Origin of the sequence: Streptosporangium sp. NPDC001681 (assembly GCF_040298085.1) — a bacterium.
In the GTDB taxonomy this organism is placed as follows: Bacteria; Actinomycetota; Actinomycetes; order Streptosporangiales; family Streptosporangiaceae; genus Streptosporangium.
Map to the genome: position 1 here is coordinate 1 of NZ_JBEOZN010000132.1, position 26,782 is coordinate 26,782.

Below are 26,782 nucleotides of genomic sequence, written 5' to 3' on the forward strand. Positions count from 1 at the left end.
CATGGGTGGCCAAGCACGCCCCGGTGTGCTTGGCCACCCATGCCGGGGAGAACACCGGGAAGGAAACGGGGTCGGACCCGGTCCCTTCCGTTCCTTCGCCCGACGTCCCGCCCCGAGCCACAGACCGGCCGCCGTGACGGATCGGGGCTCGACGCACCGGCGCACCGATACGCCGGACAGGGCTCGGATCACCGCTTGGCGTCGAAGACGATCTCCACCCGCCGGTTCTTCGCCTGGTTCTCCTTCACCGGCCGTCCCTGGACGGCGTTGGGCACCCTGGGCCGTCTCTCGCCGAAACCCACGGCCTGAAAGGTCACGTGTGACAGCTGCTGCGCAAGGACCTGCCGCACGGCCCGCGCCCGCCGCAGGGACAGCGCGTCGTTGTAGGCGTCGGTCCCCTGGTCGTCGGTGTGCCCCTCGATCCTGACCATCCCGCCCGCGGAGTCGGCCTGGAGCCGCTCGGCGACCCGCCGCAGCCGCTGTCGCGCCTGCGGCGTCAGCGCGGCCCTGTCAAGCGCGAACAGCACGTCGCTGGTGAGCGCCACGGTGACCTGATCACCCTGCTTGGACTCGCTCTCGGCGCCGTCGAGCGACTCCACCTCGGCGATGACGTCCTCGACGGGGGCGACGATGTCCTCCACCCCGGCCACGGCGTCCTCCGGATCCGCCCACGCGACCGCGGCCGGGCCCGCCACCAGGGTGAGCGCGAGCGTGAGGACCGCGAGACGCTCAGGAGATCGGGACATCGGTGAACACGCCCAGCACCTTGAGGTCCACATTGATCTTCGTGACGTCCGGCGGCGGGGCGGCGAACGTGGCGTGCAGCGGCAGCACCTCGCCCGGCTCGGTGAACACGTCGTAGTCGGAGCACAGGCACTTGGCCCTGGGGTACTTGCCCGTGCGCGCGACGGTGTACCGCTTGCCGTTGACCGGGTCGACCAGGCTGATCCCCGCCACGGTCAGGCCGAGGCCACCGGGGGTGTCCCCCATGTCGCTGTTCATCTGCCAGCGCTCGTCGCCCTTGTTGGTGACCGTCCAGGTCAGCGTGGAGAGCCGGCCCTGCCGCTTGAGGCCGGTGATCTGCACGGTCAGGTCGGCACCACCGGCTTTGACCTCCCTATCGGCGATCACCTCGCCCTGCTCGGCGGGCGCGGCCTGCTGCTCGGCGGCCCCAGCGGCTTCGGAAGGCTCGGCGGACCCGGAAGGCTCGGTGGAGCCGGTGGCCTGCTTCTCCTCGCCGCCACCGCCGCGCTGCTGCCCGGGAAGCACCCCGCAACCGGCCAGCACGATCGCCAGCGCGGACGCGGCCACCGCCGGTGTGATTCCTCTTCTCAACGCGTCCCACCTCTAGCCGTCATGGATCGAATCGAACCCGACCGTAGGCAGGACACCTTCAGGATCCGCATAGTGCGCTAAAGGCGCAGGCCGCGACGGCGCCGTACCTCGCCGGCGAGTTCTTCTGCCCCGGCGAGGCCATGCCGGTCGCCGAGAACGTCAAACTCTCCCATAGAGCTTGTTATCGCACCAACTGCACTATCTATCTCATCAAGGTCCAAAAGAGCTGCGGCCAGGGTCAGTAGCGCCTGCGCGGCACCCCTGCGGTCCGCGTGCTCGCGGAACGTACCGAGCGCCTCCTCCGCGGCCCCGCGGGCGACATCGGGCCGGCCCTCCGCCATGGCCACCCTGGCCAGGATCACCAGCCCCGCGGCCTCGGGCAGCCGATCCCCCAGCCGCCTGAGCAGACCGAGACCGCGTTCGGCCCGCTCACGCGCCTCGACGGGGCGCCGCTGGTCCAGATGGAGCCCGGCGAGGTCGAGCGAGACGGCCGCCTCGCCGCGCGGATCACCCAGCTCGCGATAGGCCGCGAGGCTCCTGACGAGCAGGTCCTCCGCACGCCGCAACCCGCCGAGGGCGCGCAACGCATCGGCCCTGCCGCGCTGGTCGCCCGCGGCCGAGAACGCGGTCAGGCAGGCCACAAAACACGCCTCCGCCTCCTGCGTCCGCCCCCTGGCAAGATGGACCAGGCCGAGCCGGTGCCGGGTACGTGCCACCTCTCCCGCCTCCGCCAGCGGAAGCGCCCGCTGGAGGGCCTCGGCCGCCGCCACCAGGTGGCCCCGCACCCGGTGCAGGTCTGCCGTGGACCGCAACAGCAGCGCCTCGCCGTGGCGGTGGCCCATCCGCCGCGCGGCCCGCAGGCCGATCTCCGCGGCCGTGTGCCAGTCCTCGTGGTGCGCGCCGAGCTCGAAGAAGGGCGTCAGGTAGAAGGCCAGCCGCCAGGCCGCCTCGTCCAGGCCGGTCCGCTGGAAGTCGGCGACCGTCGCGACCAGGAACCCCCGCTCGGCGGCCAGCCAGCGGGCCGACTCCCTGAACTGCGTGGTCGCAAGGGCCATGACCTGCTCCGCCGTATGGGCCAGGGTCTGGCCCGAGCCCGGCTCCGCGGGCAGAAGCAGTGCCCTGGCCCGCCGGGTGCGGTCAAGGATCTCCTGTCCGGCCACGGCGAGGACCTGCCCGGGCTCGCCCTCCTCGTCCAGGCGCTCGGCGGCATAAAGCCTGGTCAGATCGTGCCAGCCGTATCTCTCCTGGCCGGTCGCGTCGAGCCCGCGCACCTGCAGCAGGCCCGCCTCGGCCAGCGCCTCCAGCAACCGGTCGGCGGGCGCGCCGAGGACCGCCGAGGCCGCCCACGGGGCGAAGTCGGGCGCGGACAGCGCACCGAGGCGGCGCAGCAGCAGGCGTTCCCGATCCGAGAGCGCGTGATAGCCGAGCGCCAGGCTGCTCCGTACGGCCAGATCGCCCGCGCTGAGCTCGTCAAGGCGGCCGCGCTCGTCCTCAAGTCGTCCCGCCAGGTGCTTCAGCGTCCAGTCCGGCCGCCGCGCCAGCCTGGACCCGGCGATCCTGAGCGCCAGCGGCAGCCCGCCGCACAGCGCCGCGATCCGCGCCGCCGCCTGCGGCTCGGCCCGCACGCGCTGCTCGCCCACCACCCTGGCCAGCATCGCCACGGACTCGCCGGGATCGAACACGTCAAGCTCGCAGGCGCGCGCCGCCTCCAGGCCGAGCAGCGGCGAGCGGCTGGTCACCAGCGTCAGGCAGCCGGGCCCGGTGGGCAGCAGCGGGCGCACCTGTGCCTCGTCGACCGCGTCGTCCAGCACCACCAGCAGCCGCCGCCCGCTCACCATGCTGCGGTAGAGACGGGCCCGCTCGGCCGGCTCGGCGGGCACGGCCCCCTGCGGGCAGCCGAGCGAGCGCAGCAGATCCTCCAGCACCGCGCCCGGCGTCCTGGCCCTGAGCGAGGCGTAAAGCCGTCCGTCGGGGAAATCGAGCGCGGTGGCCGCGTGAATCGCCATCGCGGACTTACCCGCTCCCGCCGGGCCGTGCAGCACCAGGTGGACGGGCGCGCTACCGGCCGTGGGCACCGCCCCGCGGATCCAGTCCAGCACGCGCTCTCGCCCGGCGAAATCGACGACGTCCGGCGGCATCTCGTTCGGCACGGCTCTCGGAGACGCGTCCTTGGCCAGTACCCGCTCGTGCGCCTCCCGCAGCTCGGCACCGGGTTCCAGGCCGAGCTCGTCGACCAGCAGCCGCCGCGCCTCCTGATAGGCGCTCAGCGCCTCCGGCCTGCGTCCCGCCTGGTTGAGCGCCAGCATGAGCTGCCCCCATGCCCGCTCCCGCAGCGGGTACGCGGCCACGAGCGCGCGCAGTTCCCCGGTCAGCTCCGCACCGCGGCCGAGCGCCAGGTCCAGCTCGACGCGCTCTTCGAGCGCGGTGAGCCGCAACTCCTCCAGCGGTACGGCATAGGCCAGCCGCAGCGGCCCCGAGTCGATGCCGGCCAGCGCGGGTCCCCGCCAGAGCGCCAGGGCGGCGCGCAGCTCGTCGGCCGCCTCGGCGATCCTGCCCGCGTCCCTGGCCCGCCTGCCGGCGCTCACCAGGCGCTCGAACCTGTGCGCGTCCACCTGGTCGGGGTCGACGTCGAGGAGATAGCCTCCGGGCACGGTCCGGATCCCGTCCACCACCTTGCGCAGCGCGCTCACGTACACCCGCAGCACCGGCTCGGCCGAAGCCGGCGGCTCCTCGCCCCACACCTCGGCGATCAACCGGTCGACGGTCAGCACCCGCCCTCGCCGCAGCAGCAGCGCGGCCAGCAGCGCCCGGTGCTTGGCGGGTCCGGGCGTGAGGTCACGGTCGCCGTCAAGGACCCGCAGCGGTCCCAGCACGCCGAACCGCACCGCTCAGCCCTTCGCCGGGCGAAGCTCGAACGAGCGGAACCTGACCTGGACGGGCTCGGCCGTGTCCGGCGCCGCGTAGACGCCGGTGTCCCCCGGGCCGTAGGGGTTCCGCGTGTCGGCGGCCTCGCTCACCAGTTCGTCGTTGAGCCACATGCTCAGGGCGACCCGGTCCCCCTGCTGCTCGCACTGGGCGACGATCCGGTTGTCGGCTGACTTCTTCACCCGTACGGGCCCGTGCAGGACCGTGCTCCGCCCACCGTGCCGTTTGGTGATCGAGGCGCTGCCCGAACCGGTGACCGCGAAGTCGTAGCGGTCACCGGTACTCGCGTCGCCATGGCACCAGACGCCGAATTCCCCCGAGCCCCGCTCCAGCCGGATCCTGGAGCTGACCACGATGCCCTCGGCGGGCTCGGCGGAGAAGGGCGCCGACTTCCACAGCCGCCAGCCGGGGTTCGCGGTCAGCAGGTAGGACACACCGTCCTGCTCGGCCCTGCCACCGTCGGACGCGCCGACGGCCCAGGATTCGGCGAAGTCCGCGTGGTAGGGCAGCGCCGGTGCGCCGAGGCCGGCGTAGGCGGTCCATCCGCCTGCCAGGAGCGCCACGAGCGCGGCGGCGCCCGCGAGCCACGGCCACCGCCGTGTGCTCCTTCCGGGCCGTGTCTCTGGTGTGACCGGTCCCTCGGGGGCGCCCGGCGCACCGGTGACGGCCCAGGCCCGCTCGACCACCTGGCTTGCCGCCGCCGGGGTCGGCCGGCCGCCGATCAGCTCGTCCAGCAACTGCTGGGCGCTCGGCCGCCGCGCGGGATCCCTGGCCATGGCCCGCTCGACGACGGCGCGCATGCGTTCGTCGAGGCCGTCGAGATTCGGCCCCTCGTTGAGGATCCGGTAGAGGACCTCCGGCGGCGGGCCGCCGCCGAACGGCAACCGTCCCGTGCCGGCGAACGCGATCACCCCGCCCCACGCGTAGACGTCGATCGCGGGCGTCAGCGGCTCGCCGCGCACCTGCTCGGGGGCCATGAAGGCGGGCGTACCCATGATCGTCTGGCTGGTCAGGCTCTGGTGGTCGACGAGCTGGGCGATACCGAAGTCGATCACGCGCGGGCCGAGCGGCGACAGCAGCACGTTCGACGGCTTGAGATCGCGATGGATCACCCCCGCCCCGTGGATGGCGTGCAGCGCCGTGGCGATCCCGACCGCGAGCGCCTCCAGGTTGGCGCCGGTCAGCGGCCCCTGCTCGCGTACGGCCTGCGCCAGGTCGGGTCCCCTCACGTACTCCGTGACGAGGTAGGCGGCACCTTCCTCGATCCCGGCGTCGAGCACGGGAGCGGTGCAGAACCTGGCCACGCTGCGCGCCGCCGTGACCTCGCGGTCGAAGCGCCGCCGGAAGGCCGGGTCGCCGGCCAGCTCCGGGTGGATCACCTTCACCGCGGCCAGGCCACCGGTCGGGGTGGTGGCGAGGTGCACCACGCCCATACCGCCCCGGCCCAGCTCACGCCTGAGCTCGTATCCCCCGATCGCCTTCACCGGAGTCACCTTACGATTAAACGATTACATCCGGGACAAGCCCTCCCCCTCGTCACGACTCGTCGCCGGCACCTTCGCGGACCCGGCGTGCGCCCGCCGGGTTGCGAAAAACTCATGACAACGGCCACCTGCGGCGAAAGGATCGGCCCCATGACCGACACGCGCGTTGACACCCCCTTCATCGCCGACGAGAGCACCATGCTGCACTCCTGGCTGGACTGGCACCGGGAGACCCTGGCGGTGAAATGCGCCGGGCTGTCGGACGAGCAGCTTCGCCTGCGCTCCGCCGAGCCGTCCACGCTCTCCCTGCTGGGTCTGGTCCGCCACATGACCGAGGTCGAGCGCAACTGGTTCCGCAACGTCCTCAACGGTGAGGACATCGGCCCGTTCTACTATTCCGACGACGATCCCGACGGCGACTTCGACACCCTGGAGACGACCACGGCGGAGCAGGCCTTCGCCCGCTGGCGGGAGGAGATCGCCCACTCTCGCGAGGTGTCCGCCGGACTCCCCATCGACACCGTGGGCAAGGCGCAACGCCACGGCCATGACGTGTCGCTGCGCTGGATCCTCGTCCACATGATCGAGGAGTACGCCCGGCACAACGGCCACGCCGACATCATCCGCGAGCGGATCGACGGGGTCGCCGGGGAGTAGGCAGGGCCCGCCAGAAACCAGGCGGACCGGCAGCTGGCGGCTCAGCTGGGGGCGGGGGTCTCCGCCAGCGTCTCGGCGATCAGCCGGTCGAGGTTGGCCGGGCTCGCCGGACGGGCGACGGCGGCATCGGCGAAACGGGCCAGGAGCCGGGCGAAGACCTCACGATCCTGCTCGTCCCAGTCGGCCATCAGGCCGTCCAGGTAGGTGCGCCGGTGGCGGACCACCACCTCCAGCACGCGGCGGCCCCGCTCGCTCAGCACGAGCCTGGCCCGCCTGGCGTCCACGGCCGACTCCTCGCGCTCCACGAGCCCCGCGCCGATCGCGTCGTTGACCAGCCTGCTGGCGGTGGAGGGATCGACGTCCAACTGCTCGGCCACGGCACCCACGGTCACCTCGGGCACGTCCAGGCTCAGCTTGTGCACGGCGTGCACGACCATGACGTTCGACATGTGCACCGGCCGCTGCGGCTCTTCGGCCCTGCGCGCGCGCAGTGGCCGCGACCAGATCCGGCGGAGCCGAAACAGGGCCACATCGATCACCGCTCCGGGCGTCCCCTCGTTCACGGCGCCACCCTAACGCCTGCGGGGGGTGACGGGCGCCCCCGGCAGAAGACGGTCAGCCGGCCAGGCGGACCGGGTTGACCAGATCGGCGTACATCAGCAGGCCCGCCATGATGACCATCAGGAAGGCGATCGCGTACGTGAGCGGAAGCGCCTTGGCGATGTCGACGTGGCCGGGGGTGGGGCGGCGGGCGACGCGCGCGAAGCCGCGCTTGAGACCCTCCCAGAGGCCACCGGCGATGTGGCCGCCGTCCAGCGGGAGCAGCGGGATCAGGTTGAACAGGCCGATCGCCAGGTTGAAGCCCGCCAGCAGGTTGATGAAGACGACGATCTTGTTCTCCAGCGGGATCGCGGAGGCGGCGATCTCACCGCCGATGCGGCTGACGCCGATGACGCCGATCGGGCCGTTCTTGTCACGCTCGTCACCGGAGAAGGCGGCGTTCCAGACGCCCACCATCTTCTCGGGGAACCTGAGCAGCGCGGAGGCGGTGGCCGAGGTGAGGTCCCACATGTGCTCGGTCACGGCGCCGAAGCTCTGCTGCTCTATGGCGATCTTCGGGCTGACCCCGAGGTATCCGACACCCTTTTCGATCTTGCCGGGCTCGTCGAGCGACTCGCGGTCCTGGGCGATGAGGGTGGCGTTGACGGTCAACTCCTGCCCCCCGCGCCTGATACCGATCGCGATCGGCCCCGCGCCGTGGTCGCGGATGGCCCGTGTCGCGGCGTCCCAGCTCGCGGCGGGCCTGCCCGCCACGGCCACGATGACGTCCCCCGGCCTCAGCCCCGCCACGCTGGCCGGGCTGGGCCTGTCGGCCGCGGTGCACTCCTGGTTCTTGGCGTAGTCGGCCGCGGTCTTCACGCACTGCGGGATCGAGGCGATCTCGGTCTTCTGCACGGGGATGCCGAACCCCATGAGCACGACGCCGAACAGGATGAACGCCAGCACGAAGTTCATCGCCGGACCGCCGGACATGATGATGACCTTCTGCCACCAGGGCTTGCGGTAGAACACCCGGTTCTCGTCGCCCGGCTGCACGTCCTCCAGGGCCACGTCACGCGCGTTCTCGATCAGGCCCTGCCACGGCCCGGTGGAGACCGAGCGCACCTTGCCCGGGGCGTCGGTGGGCCGGGGCGGCAGCATGCCGATCATCCGGATGTAGCCGCCGAGCGGGAGCCACTTGATCCCATACTCGGTCTCGCCCTTGCGGCGCGACCACATCGTCGGGCCGAAACCGACCATGTACTGGGTGACCTTGACGCCGAACAGCTTGGCCGGCACCAGGTGGCCGATCTCGTGCAGCCCGATCGACACCATCAGTCCCACGAGGAACACAACGACTCCGACCACGGAGAGCCAGCTCACAGGTTCATACTCCCATCGCGGTTTCACCGACAATGCCCCATAAGAGATTAGCCGAAGTATCCGGCCTTCACGGCCCCGTTCCTCGTCGGGTCACGTGCGGGCACTTTGCCGATCGGCCACATTTCATTGACATTAAGCGATCACACAATCACTCTTTGATGATGGTGAGGACGAGAGATAGGAGCGTTTTGATCGGAATTTTGGTCGCCGAACACCTACCCCTGATACGGCGCGGGCTGGTGGCGTCGCTGGAGGGCGAGAGCGACATGCGGGTGGTGGCCGACGTGGCCGACGGCGAGGAGGTCGTCCCCGCCGTTCTGCGGCACGCGCCCGAGGCCGCGGTCATCGACCTCGACCTGCCGGGGGCCGACGGTTTCACCACCGCCCTCCGGCTGCACGAGGAGGCTCCCCGCTGCAGTGTCCTGCTGCTCTCCCGCGCCCCGAACCCGGGCCAGGTCCGCCGCGCCTTCGCCGCCCACGCGCTCGGTTTCATGAGCCTGGAGGCCGACCCCGGGCAGTTGGCCGACGGCGTCCGCCGGGTCGCGGCCGGCCGCCGCGCGGTCGACTCCGAACTCGCGGTGGCGGCCCTGAGGTCGGCGGACAACCCCCTGACCCGCCGGGAGCTCGACGTGCTCCGGCTGGTCGCGCGGGGCGCCAGGTCCGGCGAGGTCGCCGACCAGCTGTTCCTCTCCGTGGGAACGGTCCGCAACCACCTGTCACGGATCATGTGCAAGACCCAGGCCCGCAACCGTCTCGACGCCGTGCGCATCGCCGCCGACTCCGGTTGGCTCTGACGCCTCTCACACCTCAGGGGCGCCAGATGAGGATGAGGGCGCAGTCGTCGTTGTGCCCCGCCGACATGGAGGTGACCAGATTACGGGCACCGTCGCGGAACCCGGAGGGCACCAGACGCTCGGCCTCTCCCAGCAGGCGGTCGAGGCCCGCGTCGATGTCGCGCCCCGGCTGCTCGATCAGGCCGTCGGTGTAGAGCATGAGCGCGTCGCCCTTGCGGAGCATCCCCTGGTCCGCCTCGCAGTGCAGGTCGGGCACGACGCCGAGGACGACGCCCTTGGCCGTGGAGACCCGCCACGTTCCCGCGCCCGACTCGTACTTGACCACCGGGGGATGACCGGCCGAGGTGATGACGTACTCGCCCGTCGCGAGGTTGAGCCGCAGGTGGACCGCGGTGACGAAGCCCTCGGCCTCGCGCTGGCGGTGCAGGTAGGTGTTGCAGGCGGGCAGGAAGTCGTCGACCGAGCCGAGCAGCCCGCCGAAGGTGCCCGACAGCAGCAGTGCCCGGGTGCCCGCGTCGACGCCCTTGCCCGACACGTCGACCAGGGCGAGTTCCATCGTGTCGCCCTCGCGGATGGAGACCAGGAAGTCACCGCCGAAGGAGGATCCTCCGGCCTGCTTGAGCACCACCTTGGAGCCCCACTCCTTGGGCAGCGAGGGCAGGTCGCTCTGGCTCTTGAGACGGTCGCGCAGTTCCAGCAGCATCGCGTCGCCGCGCAGGCCCTGCACGCCGAGCTTGCCCCGGGTACGGGCCATCAGCGCGGCCAGCACGGCGGTGAAACCGAAGGTGACCAGCAGGCCGGGGCCGATGTAGTCCACCCCTCGCACCACGGCCACGTAGATCAGCGAGGCCGCGACCGCGCACAGCAGCTTGACAAGGCTGTTCAGCCGGAGCTGAAGCCCGGCCACCAGGGTGATCGGGATCATGAGCGCCGGGGAGAACCACTCCATGGAGACCCTCGCGGCCAGCACACCGATCAACAGGGTCAGCAGGATCAGCGTGATGAGCAGGTTTCTGTCGCGTGCCAGAGGGCCCCGGCGCAGCAGACGCACGATGGGGACGAGAAGCGGGATGCGGACCAGGAACGCACGGAGCGCCGGGGGAAGCAGCGGCACCGGACGGGAACTCATGATGCGCCTGACTGTATCTGGCTATCCCCCATTTGGGCAGCCAACTTGACCAATGCCTTGATCACTAAGCGTGGATATTAGCTGGCCGGAACTGTTTGTCCCATCTACCGTGTGAAAAATGACTCTTAGCCTGCGTCCAATCACCGAAGCCGAGTGGTCCGGTTGGATGAACGTCGTCGGGGAGGCGTTCGCTTCTCCCGTCCCTCCGCACCGGGCGGAGCTGTACCTGGGCGTCACCGAGTTCGACCGCTCACTCGGCCTGTTCGACGGCGATCTACTCGTCGGCTGCACAGCGGTGTGCAGTTTCACCATGAACGTACCCGGCGGCCCGATCCCGGTCGGCGGCGTCACCGCGGTCGGCGTGCTGCCCTCCCATCGTCGCCGGGGCGTCCTCTCCTCGCTGATGACCCGCCAGCTGTCCGACCTGCACGAGCGGGGTGAGGCGGTCGCCGCGCTCTACGCCTCCGAGGCCGCGATCTATGGACGCTACGGCTACGGCAGGGCCGCGGACAGCCTGGTCTTCCGGATCCCCACGGCGAAGGCGGCCTTCACCCGGCACGCCCCCGTCGATCCGGATCTGCGGTTGCGCATCGTCAGGCCCGAGGACGCCAGGGCCACCTTCGAGAAGATCCACGAGTCGGCGCTCGACGAGCGTCCGGGACTGTACGCCCGCACGCCCGGGCGCTGGGACTCGGTGCTGAGCGACCACGAGGCCGACCAGGGCGGCGCCGGACCGCTGCGCGCCGTGGTCGTCGAGGACGATCACGGCGCACGGGGCTACGCGCTCTTCAGGATCAGGCCGAGCTGGACCGAGGACGACGTCTTCGACGGTGAGCTGCGGCTCAAGGAACTGTTCGGTCTCGATCCCGCCGCCTACGCGCTGCTCTGGCGGCACCTGCTGGACCGCGATCTGGTCTCGCACGTCACCGCCCAGAACCGGCCCTCGGACGACCCGCTGATCCACCTGCTGGCCGAACCCCGGATGCTCCACGCGCGCTGGCTGGACGAGCTGTGGATCCGCGTCGTGGACGTCGAGCGGGCCCTTCCGGCCCGCCGCTACTCCGCGCCCGTGGACGTGGTGATCGACGTCGAGGACGACGTCTGCCCGTGGAACGCGCGCCGCTGGCGGCTGACCGCCGACACCTCCGCCGCCCGCTGCGTGCCCTGCGACGATCCGGCCGACCTGGCACTGCCGGTCTCCGTGCTGGGCGCGGCCTACCTGGGCGGGCGCCCGCTGGCGGCCCTGCTGGCGGCGGGGGTGGTACGCGAGTCACGCGCGGGGGCCCTGCGGGAGCTGTCCACCGCGATGTCGTGGGATCCCGCCCCCTGGGGCGGCACGATCTTCTGACCACGGCCACGGCCGCGGCCGCCCGGCCCGCCGATCAGGCCGGGCCCGGAGTGGACCCGCCCGGACGGGCCGGGCGGGTTATGGTTGCGGCATGGCACTGCAGAGCTTGCAGATCAACGCGATCACCGCGATGCGGGCGCGAGATGTCTCGCGCCCGACACAGGAGCAGCAGGACAGCGCGGACCGCCGCCCGCTGCGCGACGAGGCGCCCCGCAAGGAGCCCACGCGCAGGCGGTGAGGACTACGGCAGCGGCGGGAGCTGGCCGATGGTCTCGTACGAGGTGAGCTGTGCGATCCGGCGGTTGTGGCGCTCGGCCCCGGAGTACGAGGTGTTGAGGAAGACCTCGACGAACCGGGTCGCCTCCTCCTCCGGGTGCATCCGCGCGCCGACGCTGACGACGTTGGCGTTGTTGTGCTCGCGGGCGAGCCTGGCGGTCTCCTCGCTCCAGGCCAGGGCGGCGCGGATGCCGCGCACCTTGTTGGCCGCGATCTGCTCGCCGTTGCCCGAGCCACCGATGACGACTCCCAGGCTGCCCGGGTCGTCCACGACGCCCTGGGCCGCGCGCAGCACGAACGGCGGGTAGTCGTCCTCCGCGTCGTAGACGAAGGGGCCGCAGTCCACGACATCGTGGCCGTGCTCCTTCAACCAGGAGACGATGTGGTTTTTGAGCTCATAGCCGGCATGGTCGGCACCGATGTAGACACGCACCCACCCAGTTTCGCAGGTGTGCGCGGGCGGCTTTACCCGGCCCCGGCTAGAGTAATAGTCCCTATGCTCACCTAACCCTTACAAGAGAGAACTCCACATGCGTGACATCCGAGTGGTCGGTGACCCCGTCCTGCGCACGCCCGCCGAGCCGATCACCGAGTTCGACCGCGACCTGCGGCGCATGATCGACGAGATGTTCGACGTGATGTACGCCGCGCAGGGCGTCGGCCTGGCGGGCCCGCAGATCGGCGTGTCGAAAAGGATCTTCGTCTACGACTGCAGCAACCGCAAGGGGCACGTGATCAACCCTGAGCTGACCGTGGACGACGACTCCGAGGTCCTCGACGAGGAGGGCTGCCTGTCCGTTCCCAGCCGCGAGACCGGCACCCCGCTCTACGCCAGAACGCCCCGGGCCGCCGGCGTGACGGTAAGCGGCCTGGACCGGCTGGGGCGGCCGATCCGGCTCAGGGCCCGCGGCCTGCTGGCACGCTGCTTCCAGCACGAGACCGACCACCTCGACGGCATGCTCTACGTGGACCGGCTGGCCAAGGACGCCGCCAGGAAGGTCCTGCTCCAGGCGCCCTGATCCGGCGGGGCCGGCCGGGCGCGGACAGCCGCGCCCGGCGCCCTCAGAGCTGGATCGCCTTGATCTCCAGATACTCCTCAAGGCCGAACTCGCCCAGTTCGCGGCCGAGGCCCGACTGCTTGTAGCCGCCGAAGGGGGCTCGCGGATTGAACTGACCGCCGTTGATCGCCACCTGGCCGGTGCGCAGCCGTCGTGCGACCTCGACCGCGCGCTGCTCGCCACCCGCCCACACCGCACCGGCCAGGCCGTACGGGGTGCCGTTGGCGATGGCGACGGCCTCGTCCTCACCCCGGGTGTAGGGAATGATCGTGAGGACCGGGCCGAAGATCTCCTCCTGCTCGATCACCATCCCCGGCTCCACCCCGGCGAACACCGTGGGCTCCACGTAGAAACCGCGCTCCATCGGCCGGTCGGTGCCTCCGGTGACCAGCCGGGCACCTTCCTCCTGGCCTCGGTTGATGTAGCGGATCACCCGGTCACGCTGGGCCGCCGACACGAGCGGGCCGAGCCGGGTCGCCTCGTCGAAGGGATCGCCGACCGTGTACTTCCGCGCGGCGTCGACGACGAGACGGACCACCTCGTCGTACTGGTCCCGGTGGACGATCATGCGGGTCCAGGCGGAGCAGGTCTGGCCGGAGTTGAGGAAGGCGTTGGCCACCGTCGCCTTGGCCGCCGCCGGAAGGTCCGCGTCCGGCAGGACCAGGCTGGCGGACTTGCCACCGAGCTCCAGGGCCACCCGCTTGATCGTCTCGGCCGCGAGCGAGGCGACCCGGCGCCCGGCCCCGGTGGAACCGGTGAACGACACCATGTCCACCTCCGGGTGGGTGACCAGGGACTCCCCCACCACCGGGCCGTAACCGCTGAGCATGTTGAAGACCCCGGCGGGCAACCCGACCTCGTCGAAGATCCCGGCGAGCGCGAAGGCCGCCAGCGGAGCCACCTCGCTGGGCTTCAGCACGACGGTGCAGCCCGCGGCGAGCGCGGCGCCCACCTTGCAGACGACCTGGTGGAGGGGGTAGTTCCAGGGGGTGATGGCGGCGACCACCCCGGCCGGCTCCCTGAAGACGCGGGAGTTGCCGACCTGCCCGCCCTCGAAGTCGTAGGTCTCGGCCAGCTGGGCGTAGGAGGCCAGCACCCCGGCCGGCATCAGCGTCTGCACCCTCATCGCCACGCCGTACGGCGCGCCCATGTCCGTGGCGATGATCCTGGCTATCTGGTCGGAGCGTTCTCGTATCAGCCCGGCGGCGGCGGCGAGGATCCGGCCTCGCTCGGCGGGAGCCGTCGCCGACCAGGAGGGGAAGGCCTCGCGGGCGGCGGCCACGGCGACCTCGACGTCGGCGGGCGTCCCGGCGGGCACCCTGTCGATCAGTTCCTCGGTCGCCGGGTTGATCACGTCAATGCTCTCGCCCGACGCGGAGGGCTGCCAGGCTCCATCCAGATAAAGGTGACGCATGCCCCTCATCTTTGCGCGCGTGCCCCTGTTTCGCGAGGGTGCGGCGGGTACCGCGATCACACAGAGATCATCGTTGTACGGGGACACAACCGCGATTCCACCGGCCCGGCGGACCACGGCTCCGGGGAGGCCGGGCGTGCCCTGCCTCCCCGGAGCCGCCGCGGTCACGCCCGGCGGGCCCGGGGAAAGGACGGAGCCCGCGGATCAGTCGAAGATCGGACGCCGGTCCCTGGACCGCTTGAGCTCGAAGAAGCCGTCGGTGGCCGCGACCAGCCGTACCCCGTCCCAGAGCTTGCCCGCGTCCTCGCCCTTGGGCGCGGGCGAGATGACCGGGCCGAAGAAGGCGACGCCCTCGACCGAGATCACCGGGGTGCCGACCTCCTGGCCGACCCGGTCGATGCCGTCGTTGTGCGAGGCGCGCAGTGCCTCGTCGAACTCCGTCGAGTCCATCGCGTCGGCGAACGCGCGGTCGAGCCCGGCGGCCTCCAGGGCCTCCTCGACGGTCTCGCGGAGCGTGTCGAGCTCCTTGACCCTGCCCTGGTTGTGAAAACGGGTGCCAAGCTCGGTGTAGAGGCGGCCCACCGTCTCGGAGTCGTACTTCTCCTGCACCGCGGTGACCACTCGGACCGGGCCGATGGCCTTGGCGATCATCTCGCGGTAGCTGTCGGGGACCTCCTTGTCCTCGTTCAGCACGTTGAGGCTCATGATGTGCCAGCGCGGCTCGATCGGCCGCACCTTCTCCACTTCCAGCAGCCAGCGAGAGGTCATCCACGCGAACGGGCAGAAGGGGTCAAACCAGAGGTCAACGGGGGTTCGCTCAGTCATCTTCTCGGCTTCCTGATCGTAAGGTTTCGTCGACAGCGACAACCCGGACAGCCGAGTTCCCTATTCCATGGGTGGATTAATACCTTTACACGTGGCTTTAATCTCAAATTTAATGATCAGCCCACAGGTTGTGCCAACGCCGCGCGTCGCGGCCTTACATGGCAGGATTCAGTCACCCCCTAGCAACGGAGCGGGGGAAGTTGTGAAGAGGGAGCGGTAGTGGCAGGCAATCTGACCCGTGATGAGGCGCGCGAGCGCGCACGGCTGCTCAGTGTGCAGTCCTATGCGGTGGAGCTCGACCTGACCGAGGGTGAGGAGCGCTTCGAGAGCGTCACCACGGTCCGCTTCACCAGCACCCGCCCGGGTGCCGAGACGTTCGTCGACCTGGCCGGCGCGAAGGTGCGCAAGGCGGTCCTGAACGGCGTCGAGCTGGACGTGAGCGGCTATGACCTGGAGACCGGGCGGCTGCCGCTGCCGGGTCTGGCCGAGACCAACGAGCTGCGCGTGGACGCCGACTGTTCCTACACCCGCACCGGCGAGGGCCTGCACCGCTTCGTCGATCCGGTCGACAAGAGCGTCTATCTGTACAGCCAGTTCGAGACGGCCGACGCGCACCGGATGTACGCGTGCTTCGACCAGCCCGACCTGAAGGCCACCTTCGAGCTGACCGTGCTCGCGCCGTCCCACTGGGAGGTCATCTCCAACGCGGCGCCCGACTCGGCCGAGGAACTGGCGGAGCACCATGGCAAGCACGGTGCGCTCCAGGCGGCCAAGCGCTGGCACTTCCCGCCCACCCCGGTGATGTCGACCTACATCACCGCGCTGTGCGCCGGGCCGTACCACAAGGTGACCTCCGAGCACGACGGCATCCCGCTGGGCCTGTACTGCCGGGCCTCACTCGCCGAGCACCTCGACCCGGAGAACCTCTTCGAGGTGACCAGGCAGGGCTTCGACTTCTTCCACGAGATCTTCGGCGTCCGCTACCCGTTCGGGAAGTACGACCAGCTCTTCGTCCCCGAGTTCAACGCCGGGGCGATGGAGAACGCGGGCTGCGTGACCTTCCTGGAGGACTACGTCTTCCGTTCGCGCGTCACCGACGCGATGATCGAGCGCCGCGCCGAGACGATCCTGCACGAGATGGCGCACATGTGGTTCGGTGACCTGGTCACCATGCGCTGGTGGGACGACCTGTGGCTGAACGAGTCGTTCGCCACCTACGCCTCGGTGCTCTGCCAGGCCGAGGCCACCCGCTGGGGCCAGGGCGCCTGGACCACCTTCGCCAACGTCGAGAAGTCCTGGGCCTACCGTCAGGACCAGCTGCCCTCGACCCACCCGATCGCCGCCGACATCGTCGACATGCACGCGGTCGAGGTCAACTTCGACGGGATCACGTACGCCAAGGGCGCCTCGGTCCTCAAGCAGCTCGTCGCCTACGTGGGGCTGGACAACTTCCTGGCCGGGGTACGCGACTACTTCCGCGAGCACGCCTGGGGCAACACCACGCTCGCGGACCTGCTCGGCGCGCTGGAGCGCACCTCGGGGCGCGACCTGTCCTCCTGGTCGAAGGAGTGGCTGGAGACCTCCTGGGTCAACACGCTGCGCCCGTCGTTCACCACCGACCCCGAGGGCCGTTTCACCGAGTTCGACGTGCTCCAGGAGGCCCCCGCCGACTACCCGACGCTGCGCTCGCACCGCGTGGCCATCGGCCTGTACTCCCTGCGGGACGACAGGCTGGTCCGGGTGAGGCGAATCGAGCTGGACGTGGTCGGCGCGCGCACCGCGGTGGCCGAACTGGTCGGCGAGGTACAGCCGGACCTGATCCTGATCAACGACGACGACCTGACCTACGCCAAGGTCAGGCTCGACGAGCGGTCGCTGCAGACCGTGGTGAACGGCGGCATCGGCAAGTTCACCGAGTCCCTGCCCCGTGCGCTGTGCTGGTCGGCCGCCTGGGACATGACCCGGGACGCCGAGATGGCCGCCCGCGACTATCTCGCCCTGGCCGTCTCCGGGATCAAGTCGATCACCGACATCACGGTCGCCCAGACCGTGCTCCGCCAGACCCGCCTGGCCCTCCAGCAGTACGCCGACCCCGCCTGGCGCGAGGAGGGCATGGCCCGGCTGGCCTCCGCGCTGCGCGACCTGGTCATCGGTGCCGAGCCCGGCTCCGACTACCAGCTCGCCTACCTGAACGCGCTGGCGGCCACCGCCACCTCCACCGAGGACCTGGCGTTCCTGAAGGGGCTGCTGGACGGTGAGACCGTGCTCGACGGCCTCACCGTCGACACCGACCTGCGCTGGACGCTGACCGGCGCCCTGGTCTCCGGCGGCCTGCTCGGCGAGGAGGACATCGCTCAGGAGCTGCTGCGCGACGCCACCGCGACGGGCGAGCGTTCCGCCGCGCTCTCCCGCGCCTCGATCCCGACGGCCCAGGGCAAGGCGAACGCCTGGGCCGCGATCATCGAGGGCAAGCTGAGCGGCGCGCTGCTCCGCTCGACGATCGTCGGCTTCATGGACCCGCGCCACCCGGAGCTGCTGGAGCCGTACGCGGCGAAGTACTTCGAGGAGATCGGCAGGATCTGGAAGTCCTGGACCTCCGACAGCGCTCAGAACTTCGCCAACGGCTGCTACCCGGCTCTGGTCATCTCCCCCGAGACGGTCGCCAGGACCCAGGACTTCATCTCGGCCGACCAGCCGCCGCACGCCCTGCGGCGCCTGCTGCTCGAGGGCGCCGACGGCATCGGCCGCGCCCTGCGCGCCCAGGCCAAGGACGCCTCCACGGGCTGACCTCGCCGCTGAGACCGGACGGACACTCCTCGCCAGGACGGGCGAGGGGTGTTCGTCCGGTGCGCCGTCACGGGCCGCTGAGGCCAGGCGGCCCTGAGCACCTCGGGGCGAACGCTGGTAGAGATAGGTGTCAACCGCAAGAAACACCCCATGTCCGGCTCCGTCCGGTCATCGAGATCTCGCCGGGTCCGGCCCCGGAAAGCGAAGTCAAGAGAGGGCACCCCCGTGGAATCGGCACGTGATCTGCTCATCTCCCTGGCCAGGAGGTACGCCTTCGGTGATATCGGAGCCCTCGCCTCCGGTGTCGTGGAGAAGGCGGGCGACATCGAGGCGGCGTGCGAGTTCGGCCAGCGGCTGCTCTCGCTCGACGCGGAGGACTTCGCCGCCGAGGCGCGGGCCGTACCGAGTGACCTGCGGCGGCGGGCTCGGGCCTGCACGATGCCGCAGACACCCCGCGAGCAGCCACGCGGTGCGCTGGAATCGCTGCGGCCCGCGTACGGGCTGCTGCTGGAGGTCATCGCGGTCAGGTGGCACCGTCGCGAGCTGAGCCCCATGGTCGCCGCCATCCACATCGCCAGCGAGTATCTCCCGCTGCTCGCATTCGAGCCGGTACTCGGCAACGCCGGTGATCCCGCGCGCTGGCCGGAGGGCCTGACCGCGCCGGACAGCAGGTTCGGGGTGATCGGCGACCGCGAGTGCGATCACACGAAGGCCGAGCAGTCGGCGGTCAACCGGACACTGCGCGTGGCGGGAGAGCCCGCCGAGGGATGGCGCGCCTACTTCGACCGCCAGCACAGCCAGGTCGCCGGGGCGCTGGCCACCTGCGTGGCCGACTGCCGCAACCCCTGCACCGCGATGGACTGGGTGCGAGCGGACCGCCGCGACGACCTCGCCCTGCGTGCCGGTGTGGCGCTGGCCTTCGCCGAGACCCCGCTGGTGCGGCTGCGTCACGCCGCTCCGGTGGGCCACGGGTTCGGCGTGCCCTCTCCCGAGGAGGTCATCGAGGCCTGGGAGCGCAGCCGGACCATCCTGGCCAAGAACGAGGTGGGCGCCGAGGCGTCCGGTGACGACGGCTTCCCCCTGCCGGGGCTGCCGGCCCTGTTCTCCGCCGTCGCGAGCGCCCCGGTGACGCCCTCGACGCTGCTGACGGACATCAGCAGCCACCTGGTGCGGCTTCTCCAGTCCTGAACCGGCCCTGAGCCGGCGCTATGGCGGGGTGGATCAGAGCAACCGGCTGACGAACACCGACAGCGCGCAGCAGGTGATGGAGAGCAGCATCAGCCAGACGCCCCGGCGGATGTAGCGCTGCTTGGCGTCTCCGACGGCGCTGAGCCTCCTGATCTCCAGGACGAGCAGGTCGACCCTGTCGCCGGGCCTCGATCCCGGCCGTACCTCGCCGCCGAACCCCCCGGGATAGAACCGGCGTCTCTCCAGCGTCCTGCCCGCCAGCCTCGCGGTACGGCGGTAGAGGGCTCCGACGAGCATGAGGATCCCCATCAGCCAGAAGAACATGCCGGTCCACCAGAGCCATTCGATCTTGCTGGACAGCTCGCCGGGCCTCCAGTACCCGTTCAGCAGCCCGACGACGACGGCACCGGCTGCCGCGCCCGTCGTGACCAGCAGGATGACCGCCGTCTCATCCTCCCTGCGGACCCTCGCCCGGACATCGGCGAATGCCTCCTGCACGTAGCCGATGATCATGTCGGGCTCCCGCGCCGCCGTGAACCCCCTGGAAGAGCGACCCAGCAGCGCGTCCCACCTGATCCTCAGCACGAGCCGATTATCCGGGAAAATCATCTTCGCTCAGCGCGAACGGATCATCCGCGCCGCGACGCCCGGTCCGCCAGCAGCAGGACTCCGGTGACCACCCCGCCCACCAGGTCGCCCAGACCGAGGATCGCGGCCATCGACAGCGCGGCCGCGCGGCATTCGGCGTCGGGCAGCCACACCCTGGCCCGCGGACCTGTGACGATCTCCAGCGCCCTCCCGCGATGGTCCACGAAGACGAGCACCGCCCTGTCGGCCTCCTCTCCCAGCGCGGCGTGCAGCCGCTCCGAGAAGTGACGGCGCGGGCCGATCGCCGGCCCGAGGTAGGCGGCGAAGCGCAGTCCGGTGAGCCGCTCCGCGGTGCGCAGGGCCCCGCGGACGTCGTCCCCCTCTGTCGAGGTCAGGGTCAGCATCTCCGTACCTCGCCTTCGCCGGCCCTCGCCGGGCCTCACCAGGCCGCCGACGCTCCACCGGTGTGCCGCCCCGGCTCGGCGGTCTCCGCGAGCGAGACCCAGTCTGCCTCAGGTGCCGCGGGCAGGCTCGGACGCCGCTCCGTCAGTACCAGGACGGCATCGCTGACCCCGCGCTCGCTACCGAACGGTCCCCCCAGCCAGACCGCACCCGCCGATGTGCTCCTCGCGGCCCTGTCGCGCATCCTGCCGGTCATCGTCACAAGCAGGACGATGAGCAGGAACAGGCCACCGGAGACCCCGATGAGAAAGCCCAGGACCTCGATCGCGCTGTCCATGTCTCAAAAGTAACCCCAGGCCGGCGGCCCGTCGAGGACTACCAGGTGGTGGGCCTGCGCTCACCCCAGAAACCCCCACGAGCGGCCTCGATCTGCGACGACACGGAGATCAGGGTGCCCTCGCCGCCGAACCTGCCGGCCAGCATCACGCCGATCGGGAGGCCGTCCGCGCTCCAGTGCAGCGGCAGGTTGACCGCGGGCTGGCCGCTGACGTTGTAGACGGCGGGGAAGGCGGCGAACCGCTTCATCCGCTCGAAGGTCTCCTCGGGGCCCTCGACGTCCTCGAACCAGCCCACGGGCCTGGGCGGTTGCGTCACGGTCGGGGTGAGCACCGCGTCGTAGGGGTCGGTCGCCAGCAGGCCGAACCGGGTGGCGAGCTGCAGCGCCGACTGGGCCTGCAGGAAGTCGGGGGCCGGGGTGGCGAAGCCGCGCTCGCGCAGCCAGGCGGTCAGCGGCCGGAGCCTGTCCTGCCTGGTCGGATCGACCGGGTGCATGCACGAGAACGCGTACCAGAGCGTCACGAACTGCGGCACCGTGTCCGGCCCGAAGGGCGGGGCGATGTCGACCACCTCGTGTCCGAGCGCCGCCAGCTCCGCCGAGGCGTGCTCGTAGGCGGCGAGCACCTCGGGGTCCACCACGACGCCGGGGACCAGCGGCTCGGCGTAGCGGGCGATCCGCAGGCGACCGGGGTCGCGGCCCACGTACGCGTGGAAGGAGCCGAGTTCCGGCGGCGGCGCGTGATAGAGGTCGCCGGGGTTGTGGTGGGCCATCACGTCGAGCAGCGCGGCGGCGTCGGCGACGGTTCTGGTGATCGGGCCGTTGGTCGACAGACCGGCCAGGTCGGGCACTATCGGTGCGAAGCTGATCCTGCCCCGGGAGGGCTTGATACCGAACAGCCCGCAGACCGAGGCGGGGATGCGGATCGACCCGGCGCCGTCGCTGCCCTGCGCGGCGGGGGCCAGGCCCGCGGCGACCGCCGCCGCCGCGCCGCCGCTGGACCCGCCGGCCGACCGGGAGAGATCCCACGGGGTGCGGCTGGGCGCCGAGACGGCGGTCTCGGTGTAGCACGGCAGCCCGAACTCGGGCGTCGCGGTCTTGCCGAGCATGATCGTCCCGGCGTCCCTGAGCCGCTCGACCACGCTGTCGTCCACCGGCGCGACGAAGTCCTCGTAGGTGGCCGAGCCGAAGTGGATCGGCACGCCCTTGACGAGGTTGAGGTCCTTGATCGGGATCGGCACCCCGGCCAGGGGCGAGGGATCGTCTCCGGCGAGCACCCTCGCCTCGACCTTGTGCGCCTGCTCCAGGGCGAGTTCGGGGGTCACCGTTACGTACGCGCCGATCTGGGGGTCCAGGCGGGCGATCCGGTCGAGGTAGTGCTCGGTGATCTCGACGGGCGAGACCTCCCTGCGCCGCACGGCTGCCGCCTGCTCCAGAGCGTTAAGATCGTGAATGTGAGCCACGCCCCGCACAGTAGGCGCAGAGCGCGCGGTTATCCAGAGTGGAAGCCCGTAGATACCCGGTTCATAGCAGCGCCAAGCGGGTGACGGCGGTCACAAAAGTATGAGATACGCAATACTAGGCACCCGCCGAGGACGTCAGCTACCGTGAGTTACGTGGATTCCGGTCAGGTACCAGAAGACGGTAACACTACGTCACCGATTTGGGTCAGTGACCGACAGGCCGAGGACCGGCCGACGTCTCGACCCACCGCACCAGCGTCTACGTACGCACCCGTCGAGCGCGCCGCGCTGCGCAGCCTGCTCGATCACCCCAAGTACCGCCACCTGCGCCGACGCGTTCTCGTCGCGGTCGGTGTGGGCGTGCTCGCGGCCATCCTGCTGGCCAGCTGGCAGCTGGGCTTCACCGCCGCCGTGGTGGCCGCGATCGTCGACACGGCGCTTCACGCCCGTTCCAACTCGTCGGTGCCCGCCTGGCGGCGCTCCTCGGTCGCGGAACGGCGGACGGAGATGCAGTTGAAACGGCTGGAGCGCGGGGGCTACCGCACCCTGCACGCCCGCGCGATCCCCGGCAGCGAGGCCCAGATCGACCACCTGGTCGTGGGTCCCACCGGCGTCTACGCGGTCGACTCCGAGAAGTGGGACAAGCGCCTGCCCGTCCGCGTCCAGTCGCACCGCAAGCTGTTCCACGGCCCGTTCAACCAGAAGCCCCGTCTCGACGAGGCGCGCTGGGAGGCGTCCCAGGCCGCCGAGCTGATCGCTGCGGAGCTCGGCCGGGAGGTCGCGATCGTGCCGTCCCTGGCGATCTACGGCCCGGCCATCCCCTGGAAGGTCCTCAACGTCCGCGAGGTCGACGTATTCGACGGCAGTCGTGTCCGTAAATGGATCACCAAGCGGGAGCGCTCACTCACCGACACCGAGATCGACAGGATCTACGAGGTCGCCGCGCAGGTCCTGCCCGCGCGCTACCCGGAGAACTGACCTCGGCCGTCCTCACCGGCCCTCCCACACGGTGTCCGCGAAGCGGCGGTGTTCGCGGAACCTGTGGTCACGAACCCGATGTCTCATGGCATGGGCAGTCGTCTCACGCGCTGAGCGGTGGCCGTACCATTCATAGACCACGGTTTCGATGATGGGAGAAGCCTCATGCCCGCCCTCAGGTCTCGTACGGTCACTCACGGCAGGAACATGGCCGGGGCCCGGGCCCTACTCCGGGCGACGGGCGTGGCCGGCGAGGACTTCGGGAAACCGATCATCGCCGTGGCCAACAGCTTCACCCAGTTCGTCCCCGGGCACGTCCATCTGCGCGAGGTCGGCGACGTCGTGGCCGGCGCGATCCGCGAGGCGGGGGCGATCCCTCGCGAGTTCAACACGATCGCGGTCGACGACGGCATCGCGATGGGGCACGGCGGCATGCTGTACTCGCTGCCCAGCCGCGAACTGATCGCGGACGCGGTCGAGTACATGGTCAACGCGCACTGCGCCGACGCGCTGATCTGCGTCTCCAACTGCGACAAGATCACTCCGGGCATGCTGCTCGCCGCCTTCCGGCTGAACATCCCCACGGTCTTCGTCTCCGGCGGTCCGATGGAGGCGGGCAAGACCCCCAACGGGAAGCTCGACCTGATCGACCCGATGATCGCCGCGGCCAACGACGCCGTCTCCGACGCGGAGCTGCTGGAGATGGAGGAGAACGCCTGCCCGACCTGTGGTTCGTGCAGCGGTATGTTCACCGCCAACTCGATGAACTGCCTCGCCGAGGCCATCGGCCTCGCGCTCCCGGGCAACGGCACGATCCTGGCCACGCACAAGGCACGCAGGAAGCTGTTCGAGGACGCCGGACGCCGGCTCGTGGAGATCACCCGCCGCTACTACGAGCAGGACGACGAGACGGTCCTGCCGCGCGCCATCGCGACCAAGGACGCGTTCGAGAACGCCATGGCGCTGGACGTGGCGATGGGCGGCTCGACCAACACGATCCTGCACATCCTCGCCGCGGCCCGCGAGGCCCAGGTCGACTTCGGGCTGAAGGAGATCAACGAGATCTCGCTGCGGGTGCCCTGCCTGTGCAAGGTCGCCCCCGCCACCGCGAAGTACCACGTCGAGGACGTCCACCGCGCCGGCGGCATCCCGGCGATCCTGGGCGAGCTCGACCGGGGCGGTCTGCTCCACCGCGACGCCTACACGGTCAACGGCGGCACCCTGGGCGACTACCTCGACGCCTGGGACCCGCAGTCGCCGCGTGCGCTGCCCGAGGCCCTTGAACTGTGGCACGCGGGCCCCGGTAACGCCCGCACCGTGAAGCCCTTCTCCCAGGGCGCCCGCTGGGAGGAGCTGGACCTCGATCGGTCCGAGGGCTGCGTGCGTGACATCGAGCACGCCTACACCCGCGACGGCGGCCTGGCCGTCCTCTACGGCAACATCGCCACCGAGGGCTGCATCGTCAAGACCGCCGGGGTCGACGAGTCGATCTGGAGGTTCGAGGGCCCCGCGGTGGTCTTCGAGTCGCAGGACGACGCGGTCGAGGGCATCCTCAACAACAAGGTCAAGGCCGGCGACGTCGTGGTGATCCGCTACGAGGGGCCGAAGGGCGGGCCCGGCATGCAGGAGATGCTGTACCCCACCTCGTTCCTCAAGGGCAAGGGGCTGGGCAAGGACTGCGCGCTGGTCACCGACGGCCGCTTCTCCGGCGGCACCAGCGGACTGTCCATCGGTCACGCCTCCCCCGAGGCGGCCGAGGGCGGCACCATCGCGCTCGTCGAGAACGGCGACCTCGTCACGATCGACATCCCCGGCCGCTCGATCGAGCTGAAGGTCTCCGCGGAGGAACTGGCCGCCCGCCGGGAGAAGCTCCTGGCCGACCTGGGCGGTTACCGGCCGCGGACGCGCCAGCGCCCGGTGAGCGCCGCGCTGCAGGCCTACGCCGCGCTTACCACCTCCGCCTCCACCGGCGCCTCGCGCGACCTGTCACAGCTGTCACGCTGACCTGGGCTTCCTATCGGGTAGAGATGCCTTACCCGATAGGAAGTTCGAAAAAATGTCAGTGCTCGGACGTATTATCTGGGTATGACTAGCGTCATGAAGCTCACCACCCCGCTGACAGCCGCCGAGATCGCCGCCCTCGCCCTGTCGATGGCGCATCTGGGGTCGAGTCCGCAGGCAGGCGCCGCTCGCAGCGGCCTGCGTCATGCGTTCGAGCAGATGGAGATCGACGACGACATCGTCGCCACCACCCTGACGACCCTCACCGAGCCGATGCCCGCCCCGATCGCCGACCGCGCCCGGACGATCGCCAACGCCATCACCTCAGGCCTCGTCATCCGCCTCCACTACCGTGACGTCTCCGGACGGATCACAGTCCGTGACGTCGACCCGGTGACCTGCATGGTCCACCGCGAATACTGGTACCTCGTCGGCATGTGCCGCATGCGCCACGCGATCCGGGCGTTCCGGTTCGACCGGATCGTCGCCACCGAACCCACCTTCGTGCCGGCCCGCCCGCACCGAGCCGAGGGATTCCTGCCCTTCCAGGGCAAGCGCGCCGCATAACCGGTCGCGGTCAGGTCATCTCGAGCTGCCACCCAGGGCCGGTCCGGGCCGGTCCGGGTGGCAGACTCCCGATGTGGTCAGCCGCAGCAGCCGCCGCCGCAACACCCGCCACCGCCGCCGGAGGGCCGGGGCGCGGCCGAGGAACTCGCGGAGCCGCCGGTCACCGCGACGGTGGACAGCAGCTTGACCGTGTCGTCGTGGCCGTCGGGGCAGAGCGCCGGCTCACCGGAGCGTGCCATCGGACGGGAGATCTCAAAGGTGGACCCGCAGGCGCGGCAGCGGAAGTCGTATCGGGGCATGACCCCAAGGTTACCCGGCTCGCTCGCCGCGCACCCGTGCCGCCGACGTCCTGTCTCTTCGCGCGGGGCCTCCCCGGGCGGGCGGCAGACGCGCACCGAGAAAGGTCAGGCGAAGGTGATGGAGGCGTAGTCGGCCACCGGCCGGTAGCCGATCGCCTGGTAGATCGAGTTGGATGTGGGGTTGGACAGGTCCGTGAAGAGCAGCACCTCCTCGGCGCCCTCGGTGAGCACTTTGGCGCTCACCGCGTGCGAGAGCGCGGTGCCGTAGCCCTTCCGGCGAAACTCCGCGGGCGTGTAGACGGGGCCGACCCGGGACATCCCGCCGATGGGCGAGGAGGCCCCGGCGAACGCGACGGGCCGCCCGCCCGCCTCCCACACGAGCAGTTCCCGTCTGGCGATCCGGCTGGCCACCAGCGGGGTCAGGTCGACGGGACCGGCGGCCTCGGCCTCGGCCTGGAACTCCTCGCCCCACCGGACCAGGAGATCGAGGTCGTCGGCGACGGCCACGCGCGAGGCCCCTGGCGGAGCGGGGTCCGGGCCAAGCAGCACGTCGAGCCGGTAGAGGCGTTCCGCGCGGCGCTTGGCCTCGGGCCGCCACCAGGAGGCGGCGAACGCCTCGGCCAGCGGGAGCGGCCCGGTCACGCCGGGGATCGCCCTCTCCTTCTCGATCAGGTCGGTGGCGAGGCCGAGCACGGTGTCGGCGGGGATATCGGGGAGCAGCAGGGGGTGCGGAGGCGTCTGGATCGCGGTCGCCACGATCCGGTCGTCGCGCTCCAGCCTGCCCAGCAGCACGTCATCGCCCCACAGACCGCTCCGTACAGCGCGCAGGACCGTGAGCGGAACGGTGTTGCGGACCGGATCCCGCAGCAGCCACGGCTCCGCCATCCCCGCGTACGCCTCGATGTCGGAGGTGAAGGTCCATGTCATGACCATGATTGTGCCTATCGGGGATCACCGGCGCCAACGGGCATGCCGCCGTGTGGGGGGGGGGCGGGGGGGTGGCGCGG

The 26,782-nt window shown here is 70.7% G+C and carries 26 protein-coding genes; 10 read left to right on the forward strand and 16 right to left on the reverse strand.

Features of this window, described 5'->3' with window-relative positions; translation table 11 throughout:
• Positions 1-188 precede the first annotated feature (188 nt).
• The 4 genes from ABT130_RS38760 to ABT130_RS38775 all read right to left on the reverse strand — a co-directional run bounded on the left by ABT130_RS38760 (position 189) and on the right by ABT130_RS38775 (position 5,744).
• Complete coding sequence (locus ABT130_RS38760; RefSeq protein WP_350964230.1) at positions 189-746, reverse strand: OmpA family protein; 558 nt, start codon at positions 744-746, stop codon at positions 189-191.
• On the reverse strand, positions 730-1,335 hold the full coding sequence (locus ABT130_RS38765) for a hypothetical protein (RefSeq protein ID WP_350964232.1): 606 nt from the start codon (positions 1,333-1,335) through the stop codon (positions 730-732). The genes ABT130_RS38760 and ABT130_RS38765 overlap by 17 nt, the downstream gene beginning before the upstream one ends.
• Positions 1,336-1,412: 77 nt before the next feature.
• Positions 1,413-4,220 carry an AfsR/SARP family transcriptional regulator gene (locus ABT130_RS38770; protein WP_350964235.1) on the reverse strand — a complete coding sequence of 936 codons (2,808 nt, stop codon included), beginning with the start codon at positions 4,218-4,220 and terminating at the stop codon, positions 1,413-1,415.
• A 3-nt stretch (positions 4,221-4,223) separates the two neighbouring features.
• Positions 4,224-5,744 (reverse strand): serine/threonine-protein kinase, encoded by a 1,521-nt coding sequence (locus ABT130_RS38775; protein ID WP_350964238.1) that lies wholly within the window; start codon positions 5,742-5,744, stop codon positions 4,224-4,226.
• A 150-nt stretch (positions 5,745-5,894) separates the two neighbouring features.
• Here ABT130_RS38775 and ABT130_RS38780 point away from each other — a divergent pair, with 150 nt between their 5' ends.
• A complete protein-coding gene (locus ABT130_RS38780) occupies positions 5,895-6,401 on the forward strand; it encodes a DinB family protein (protein WP_350929711.1) in 507 nt (168 codons plus the stop codon).
• Positions 6,402-6,442: 41 nt separating this feature from the next.
• On the opposite strand, the gene ABT130_RS38785 is transcribed toward ABT130_RS38780, so the two are convergent.
• Positions 6,443-6,964 carry a MarR family winged helix-turn-helix transcriptional regulator gene (locus ABT130_RS38785; RefSeq protein ID WP_350964240.1) on the reverse strand — a complete coding sequence of 174 codons (522 nt, stop codon included), beginning with the start codon at positions 6,962-6,964 and terminating at the stop codon, positions 6,443-6,445.
• A gap of 52 nt (positions 6,965-7,016) precedes the next feature.
• Positions 7,017-8,324 carry a M50 family metallopeptidase gene (locus ABT130_RS38790; RefSeq protein ID WP_350929713.1) on the reverse strand — a complete coding sequence of 436 codons (1,308 nt, stop codon included), beginning with the start codon at positions 8,322-8,324 and terminating at the stop codon, positions 7,017-7,019.
• Between the two features lie 188 nt (positions 8,325-8,512).
• Here ABT130_RS38790 and ABT130_RS38795 point away from each other — a divergent pair, with 188 nt between their 5' ends.
• Positions 8,513-9,118 carry a LuxR C-terminal-related transcriptional regulator gene (locus tag ABT130_RS38795; RefSeq protein ID WP_350929714.1) on the forward strand — a complete coding sequence of 202 codons (606 nt, stop codon included), beginning with the start codon at positions 8,513-8,515 and terminating at the stop codon, positions 9,116-9,118.
• Positions 9,119-9,131: 13 nt separating this feature from the next.
• On the opposite strand, the gene ABT130_RS38800 is transcribed toward ABT130_RS38795, so the two are convergent.
• Entirely contained in the window at positions 9,132-10,247 is a 1,116-nt protein-coding gene (locus ABT130_RS38800; protein WP_350929715.1) for a PP2C family protein-serine/threonine phosphatase, read from the reverse strand.
• Between the two features lie 118 nt (positions 10,248-10,365).
• Between ABT130_RS38800 and ABT130_RS38805 the strand changes: the two genes are divergently transcribed.
• Together ABT130_RS38805 and ABT130_RS38810 are read left to right on the forward strand one after the other, a co-directional pair.
• Complete coding sequence (locus ABT130_RS38805; protein ID WP_350964243.1) at positions 10,366-11,595, forward strand: GNAT family N-acetyltransferase; 1,230 nt, start codon at positions 10,366-10,368, stop codon at positions 11,593-11,595.
• Positions 11,596-11,686: 91 nt separating this feature from the next.
• Positions 11,687-11,833: a hypothetical protein gene (locus ABT130_RS38810; protein WP_350964245.1), complete on the forward strand. Its 147-nt coding sequence runs from the start codon at positions 11,687-11,689 to the stop codon at positions 11,831-11,833.
• A gap of 3 nt (positions 11,834-11,836) precedes the next feature.
• On the opposite strand, the gene ABT130_RS38815 is transcribed toward ABT130_RS38810, so the two are convergent.
• Entirely contained in the window at positions 11,837-12,304 is a 468-nt protein-coding gene (locus ABT130_RS38815) for a ribose-5-phosphate isomerase (RefSeq protein WP_350929718.1), read from the reverse strand.
• Between the two features lie 97 nt (positions 12,305-12,401).
• Here ABT130_RS38815 and def point away from each other — a divergent pair, with 97 nt between their 5' ends.
• The gene (def, locus tag ABT130_RS38820; RefSeq protein ID WP_350929719.1) at positions 12,402-12,890 is read left to right on the forward strand and encodes a peptide deformylase; all 489 of its coding nucleotides are present in this window, start codon (positions 12,402-12,404) and stop codon (positions 12,888-12,890) included.
• Positions 12,891-12,933: 43 nt separating this feature from the next.
• Here the strand turns inward: def and ABT130_RS38825 are convergent, their stop codons facing one another.
• Both ABT130_RS38825 and ABT130_RS38830 read right to left on the reverse strand, forming a co-directional pair.
• Positions 12,934-14,343 carry an aldehyde dehydrogenase family protein gene (locus ABT130_RS38825; protein ID WP_350929720.1) on the reverse strand — a complete coding sequence of 470 codons (1,410 nt, stop codon included), beginning with the start codon at positions 14,341-14,343 and terminating at the stop codon, positions 12,934-12,936.
• A gap of 204 nt (positions 14,344-14,547) precedes the next feature.
• Positions 14,548-15,168 (reverse strand): mycothiol-dependent nitroreductase Rv2466c family protein, encoded by a 621-nt coding sequence (locus ABT130_RS38830; protein WP_350964248.1) that lies wholly within the window; start codon positions 15,166-15,168, stop codon positions 14,548-14,550.
• A gap of 219 nt (positions 15,169-15,387) precedes the next feature.
• Here ABT130_RS38830 and pepN point away from each other — a divergent pair, with 219 nt between their 5' ends.
• Positions 15,388-17,955, forward strand: a complete 2,568-nt coding sequence (gene pepN, locus ABT130_RS38835; RefSeq protein ID WP_350964251.1) for an aminopeptidase N — start codon at positions 15,388-15,390, stop codon at positions 17,953-17,955.
• 225 nt (positions 17,956-18,180) lie between these two features.
• The gene (locus ABT130_RS38840) at positions 18,181-19,143 is read left to right on the forward strand and encodes a hypothetical protein (protein WP_350964252.1); all 963 of its coding nucleotides are present in this window, start codon (positions 18,181-18,183) and stop codon (positions 19,141-19,143) included.
• A gap of 33 nt (positions 19,144-19,176) precedes the next feature.
• Here the strand turns inward: ABT130_RS38840 and ABT130_RS38845 are convergent, their stop codons facing one another.
• The 4 genes from ABT130_RS38845 to ABT130_RS38860 are packed head-to-tail and all read right to left on the reverse strand — an operon-like array spanning position 19,177 to position 21,930.
• The gene (locus ABT130_RS38845) at positions 19,177-19,728 is read right to left on the reverse strand and encodes a Pycsar system effector family protein (protein ID WP_350964254.1); all 552 of its coding nucleotides are present in this window, start codon (positions 19,726-19,728) and stop codon (positions 19,177-19,179) included.
• A 44-nt stretch (positions 19,729-19,772) separates the two neighbouring features.
• The gene (locus ABT130_RS38850; protein WP_350964257.1) at positions 19,773-20,135 is read right to left on the reverse strand and encodes a hypothetical protein; all 363 of its coding nucleotides are present in this window, start codon (positions 20,133-20,135) and stop codon (positions 19,773-19,775) included.
• Between the two features lie 35 nt (positions 20,136-20,170).
• Positions 20,171-20,470, reverse strand: a complete 300-nt coding sequence (locus ABT130_RS38855; RefSeq protein WP_350964259.1) for a hypothetical protein — start codon at positions 20,468-20,470, stop codon at positions 20,171-20,173.
• A 38-nt stretch (positions 20,471-20,508) separates the two neighbouring features.
• A complete protein-coding gene (locus tag ABT130_RS38860) occupies positions 20,509-21,930 on the reverse strand; it encodes an amidase (protein ID WP_350929727.1) in 1,422 nt (473 codons plus the stop codon).
• 360 nt (positions 21,931-22,290) lie between these two features.
• Between ABT130_RS38860 and ABT130_RS38865 the strand changes: the two genes are divergently transcribed.
• The 3 genes from ABT130_RS38865 to ABT130_RS38875 all read left to right on the forward strand — a co-directional run bounded on the left by ABT130_RS38865 (position 22,291) and on the right by ABT130_RS38875 (position 25,476).
• Entirely contained in the window at positions 22,291-22,908 is a 618-nt protein-coding gene (locus ABT130_RS38865) for a nuclease-related domain-containing protein (protein WP_350929728.1), read from the forward strand.
• Positions 22,909-23,073: 165 nt separating this feature from the next.
• Positions 23,074-24,912: a dihydroxy-acid dehydratase gene (gene ilvD / locus ABT130_RS38870; protein WP_350964262.1), complete on the forward strand. Its 1,839-nt coding sequence runs from the start codon at positions 23,074-23,076 to the stop codon at positions 24,910-24,912.
• 81 nt (positions 24,913-24,993) lie between these two features.
• Entirely contained in the window at positions 24,994-25,476 is a 483-nt protein-coding gene (locus tag ABT130_RS38875) for a helix-turn-helix transcriptional regulator (protein ID WP_350964265.1), read from the forward strand.
• A gap of 77 nt (positions 25,477-25,553) precedes the next feature.
• Here ABT130_RS38875 and ABT130_RS38880 read toward each other — a convergent pair whose 3' ends face one another.
• Together ABT130_RS38880 and ABT130_RS38885 are read right to left on the reverse strand one after the other, a co-directional pair.
• A complete protein-coding gene (locus tag ABT130_RS38880; RefSeq protein ID WP_350929731.1) occupies positions 25,554-25,775 on the reverse strand; it encodes an FmdB family zinc ribbon protein in 222 nt (73 codons plus the stop codon).
• Positions 25,776-25,880: 105 nt separating this feature from the next.
• Positions 25,881-26,702: a GNAT family N-acetyltransferase gene (locus ABT130_RS38885; RefSeq protein WP_350964268.1), complete on the reverse strand. Its 822-nt coding sequence runs from the start codon at positions 26,700-26,702 to the stop codon at positions 25,881-25,883.
• Between the last annotated feature and the right edge of the window lie 80 nt (positions 26,703-26,782).

What these genes read in the sequence shown, in the direction of transcription:
- ABT130_RS38760 (WP_350964230.1), bottom strand. Translation starts at nt 746, where the DNA reads ATGTCCCGATCTCCTGAGCGTCTCGCGGTCCTCACGCTCGCGCTCACC.
- ABT130_RS38780 (WP_350929711.1), top strand. Translation starts at nt 5,895, where the DNA reads ATGACCGACACGCGCGTTGACACCCCCTTCATCGCCGACGAGAGCACC.
- ABT130_RS38800 (WP_350929715.1), bottom strand. Translation starts at nt 10,247, where the DNA reads ATGAGTTCCCGTCCGGTGCCGCTGCTTCCCCCGGCGCTCCGTGCGTTC.
- ABT130_RS38805 (WP_350964243.1), top strand. Translation starts at nt 10,366, where the DNA reads ATGACTCTTAGCCTGCGTCCAATCACCGAAGCCGAGTGGTCCGGTTGG.
- ABT130_RS38810 (WP_350964245.1), top strand. Translation starts at nt 11,687, where the DNA reads ATGGCACTGCAGAGCTTGCAGATCAACGCGATCACCGCGATGCGGGCG.
- def (WP_350929719.1), top strand. Translation starts at nt 12,402, where the DNA reads ATGCGTGACATCCGAGTGGTCGGTGACCCCGTCCTGCGCACGCCCGCC.
- ABT130_RS38825 (WP_350929720.1), bottom strand. Translation starts at nt 14,343, where the DNA reads ATGCGTCACCTTTATCTGGATGGAGCCTGGCAGCCCTCCGCGTCGGGC.
- ABT130_RS38830 (WP_350964248.1), bottom strand. Translation starts at nt 15,168, where the DNA reads ATGACTGAGCGAACCCCCGTTGACCTCTGGTTTGACCCCTTCTGCCCG.
- ABT130_RS38850 (WP_350964257.1), bottom strand. Translation starts at nt 20,135, where the DNA reads ATGCTGACCCTGACCTCGACAGAGGGGGACGACGTCCGCGGGGCCCTG.
- ABT130_RS38855 (WP_350964259.1), bottom strand. Translation starts at nt 20,470, where the DNA reads ATGGACAGCGCGATCGAGGTCCTGGGCTTTCTCATCGGGGTCTCCGGT.
- ilvD (WP_350964262.1), top strand. Translation starts at nt 23,074, where the DNA reads ATGCCCGCCCTCAGGTCTCGTACGGTCACTCACGGCAGGAACATGGCC.
- ABT130_RS38875 (WP_350964265.1), top strand. Translation starts at nt 24,994, where the DNA reads ATGACTAGCGTCATGAAGCTCACCACCCCGCTGACAGCCGCCGAGATC.
- ABT130_RS38880 (WP_350929731.1), bottom strand. Translation starts at nt 25,775, where the DNA reads ATGCCCCGATACGACTTCCGCTGCCGCGCCTGCGGGTCCACCTTTGAG.
- ABT130_RS38885 (WP_350964268.1), bottom strand. Translation starts at nt 26,702, where the DNA reads ATGACATGGACCTTCACCTCCGACATCGAGGCGTACGCGGGGATGGCG.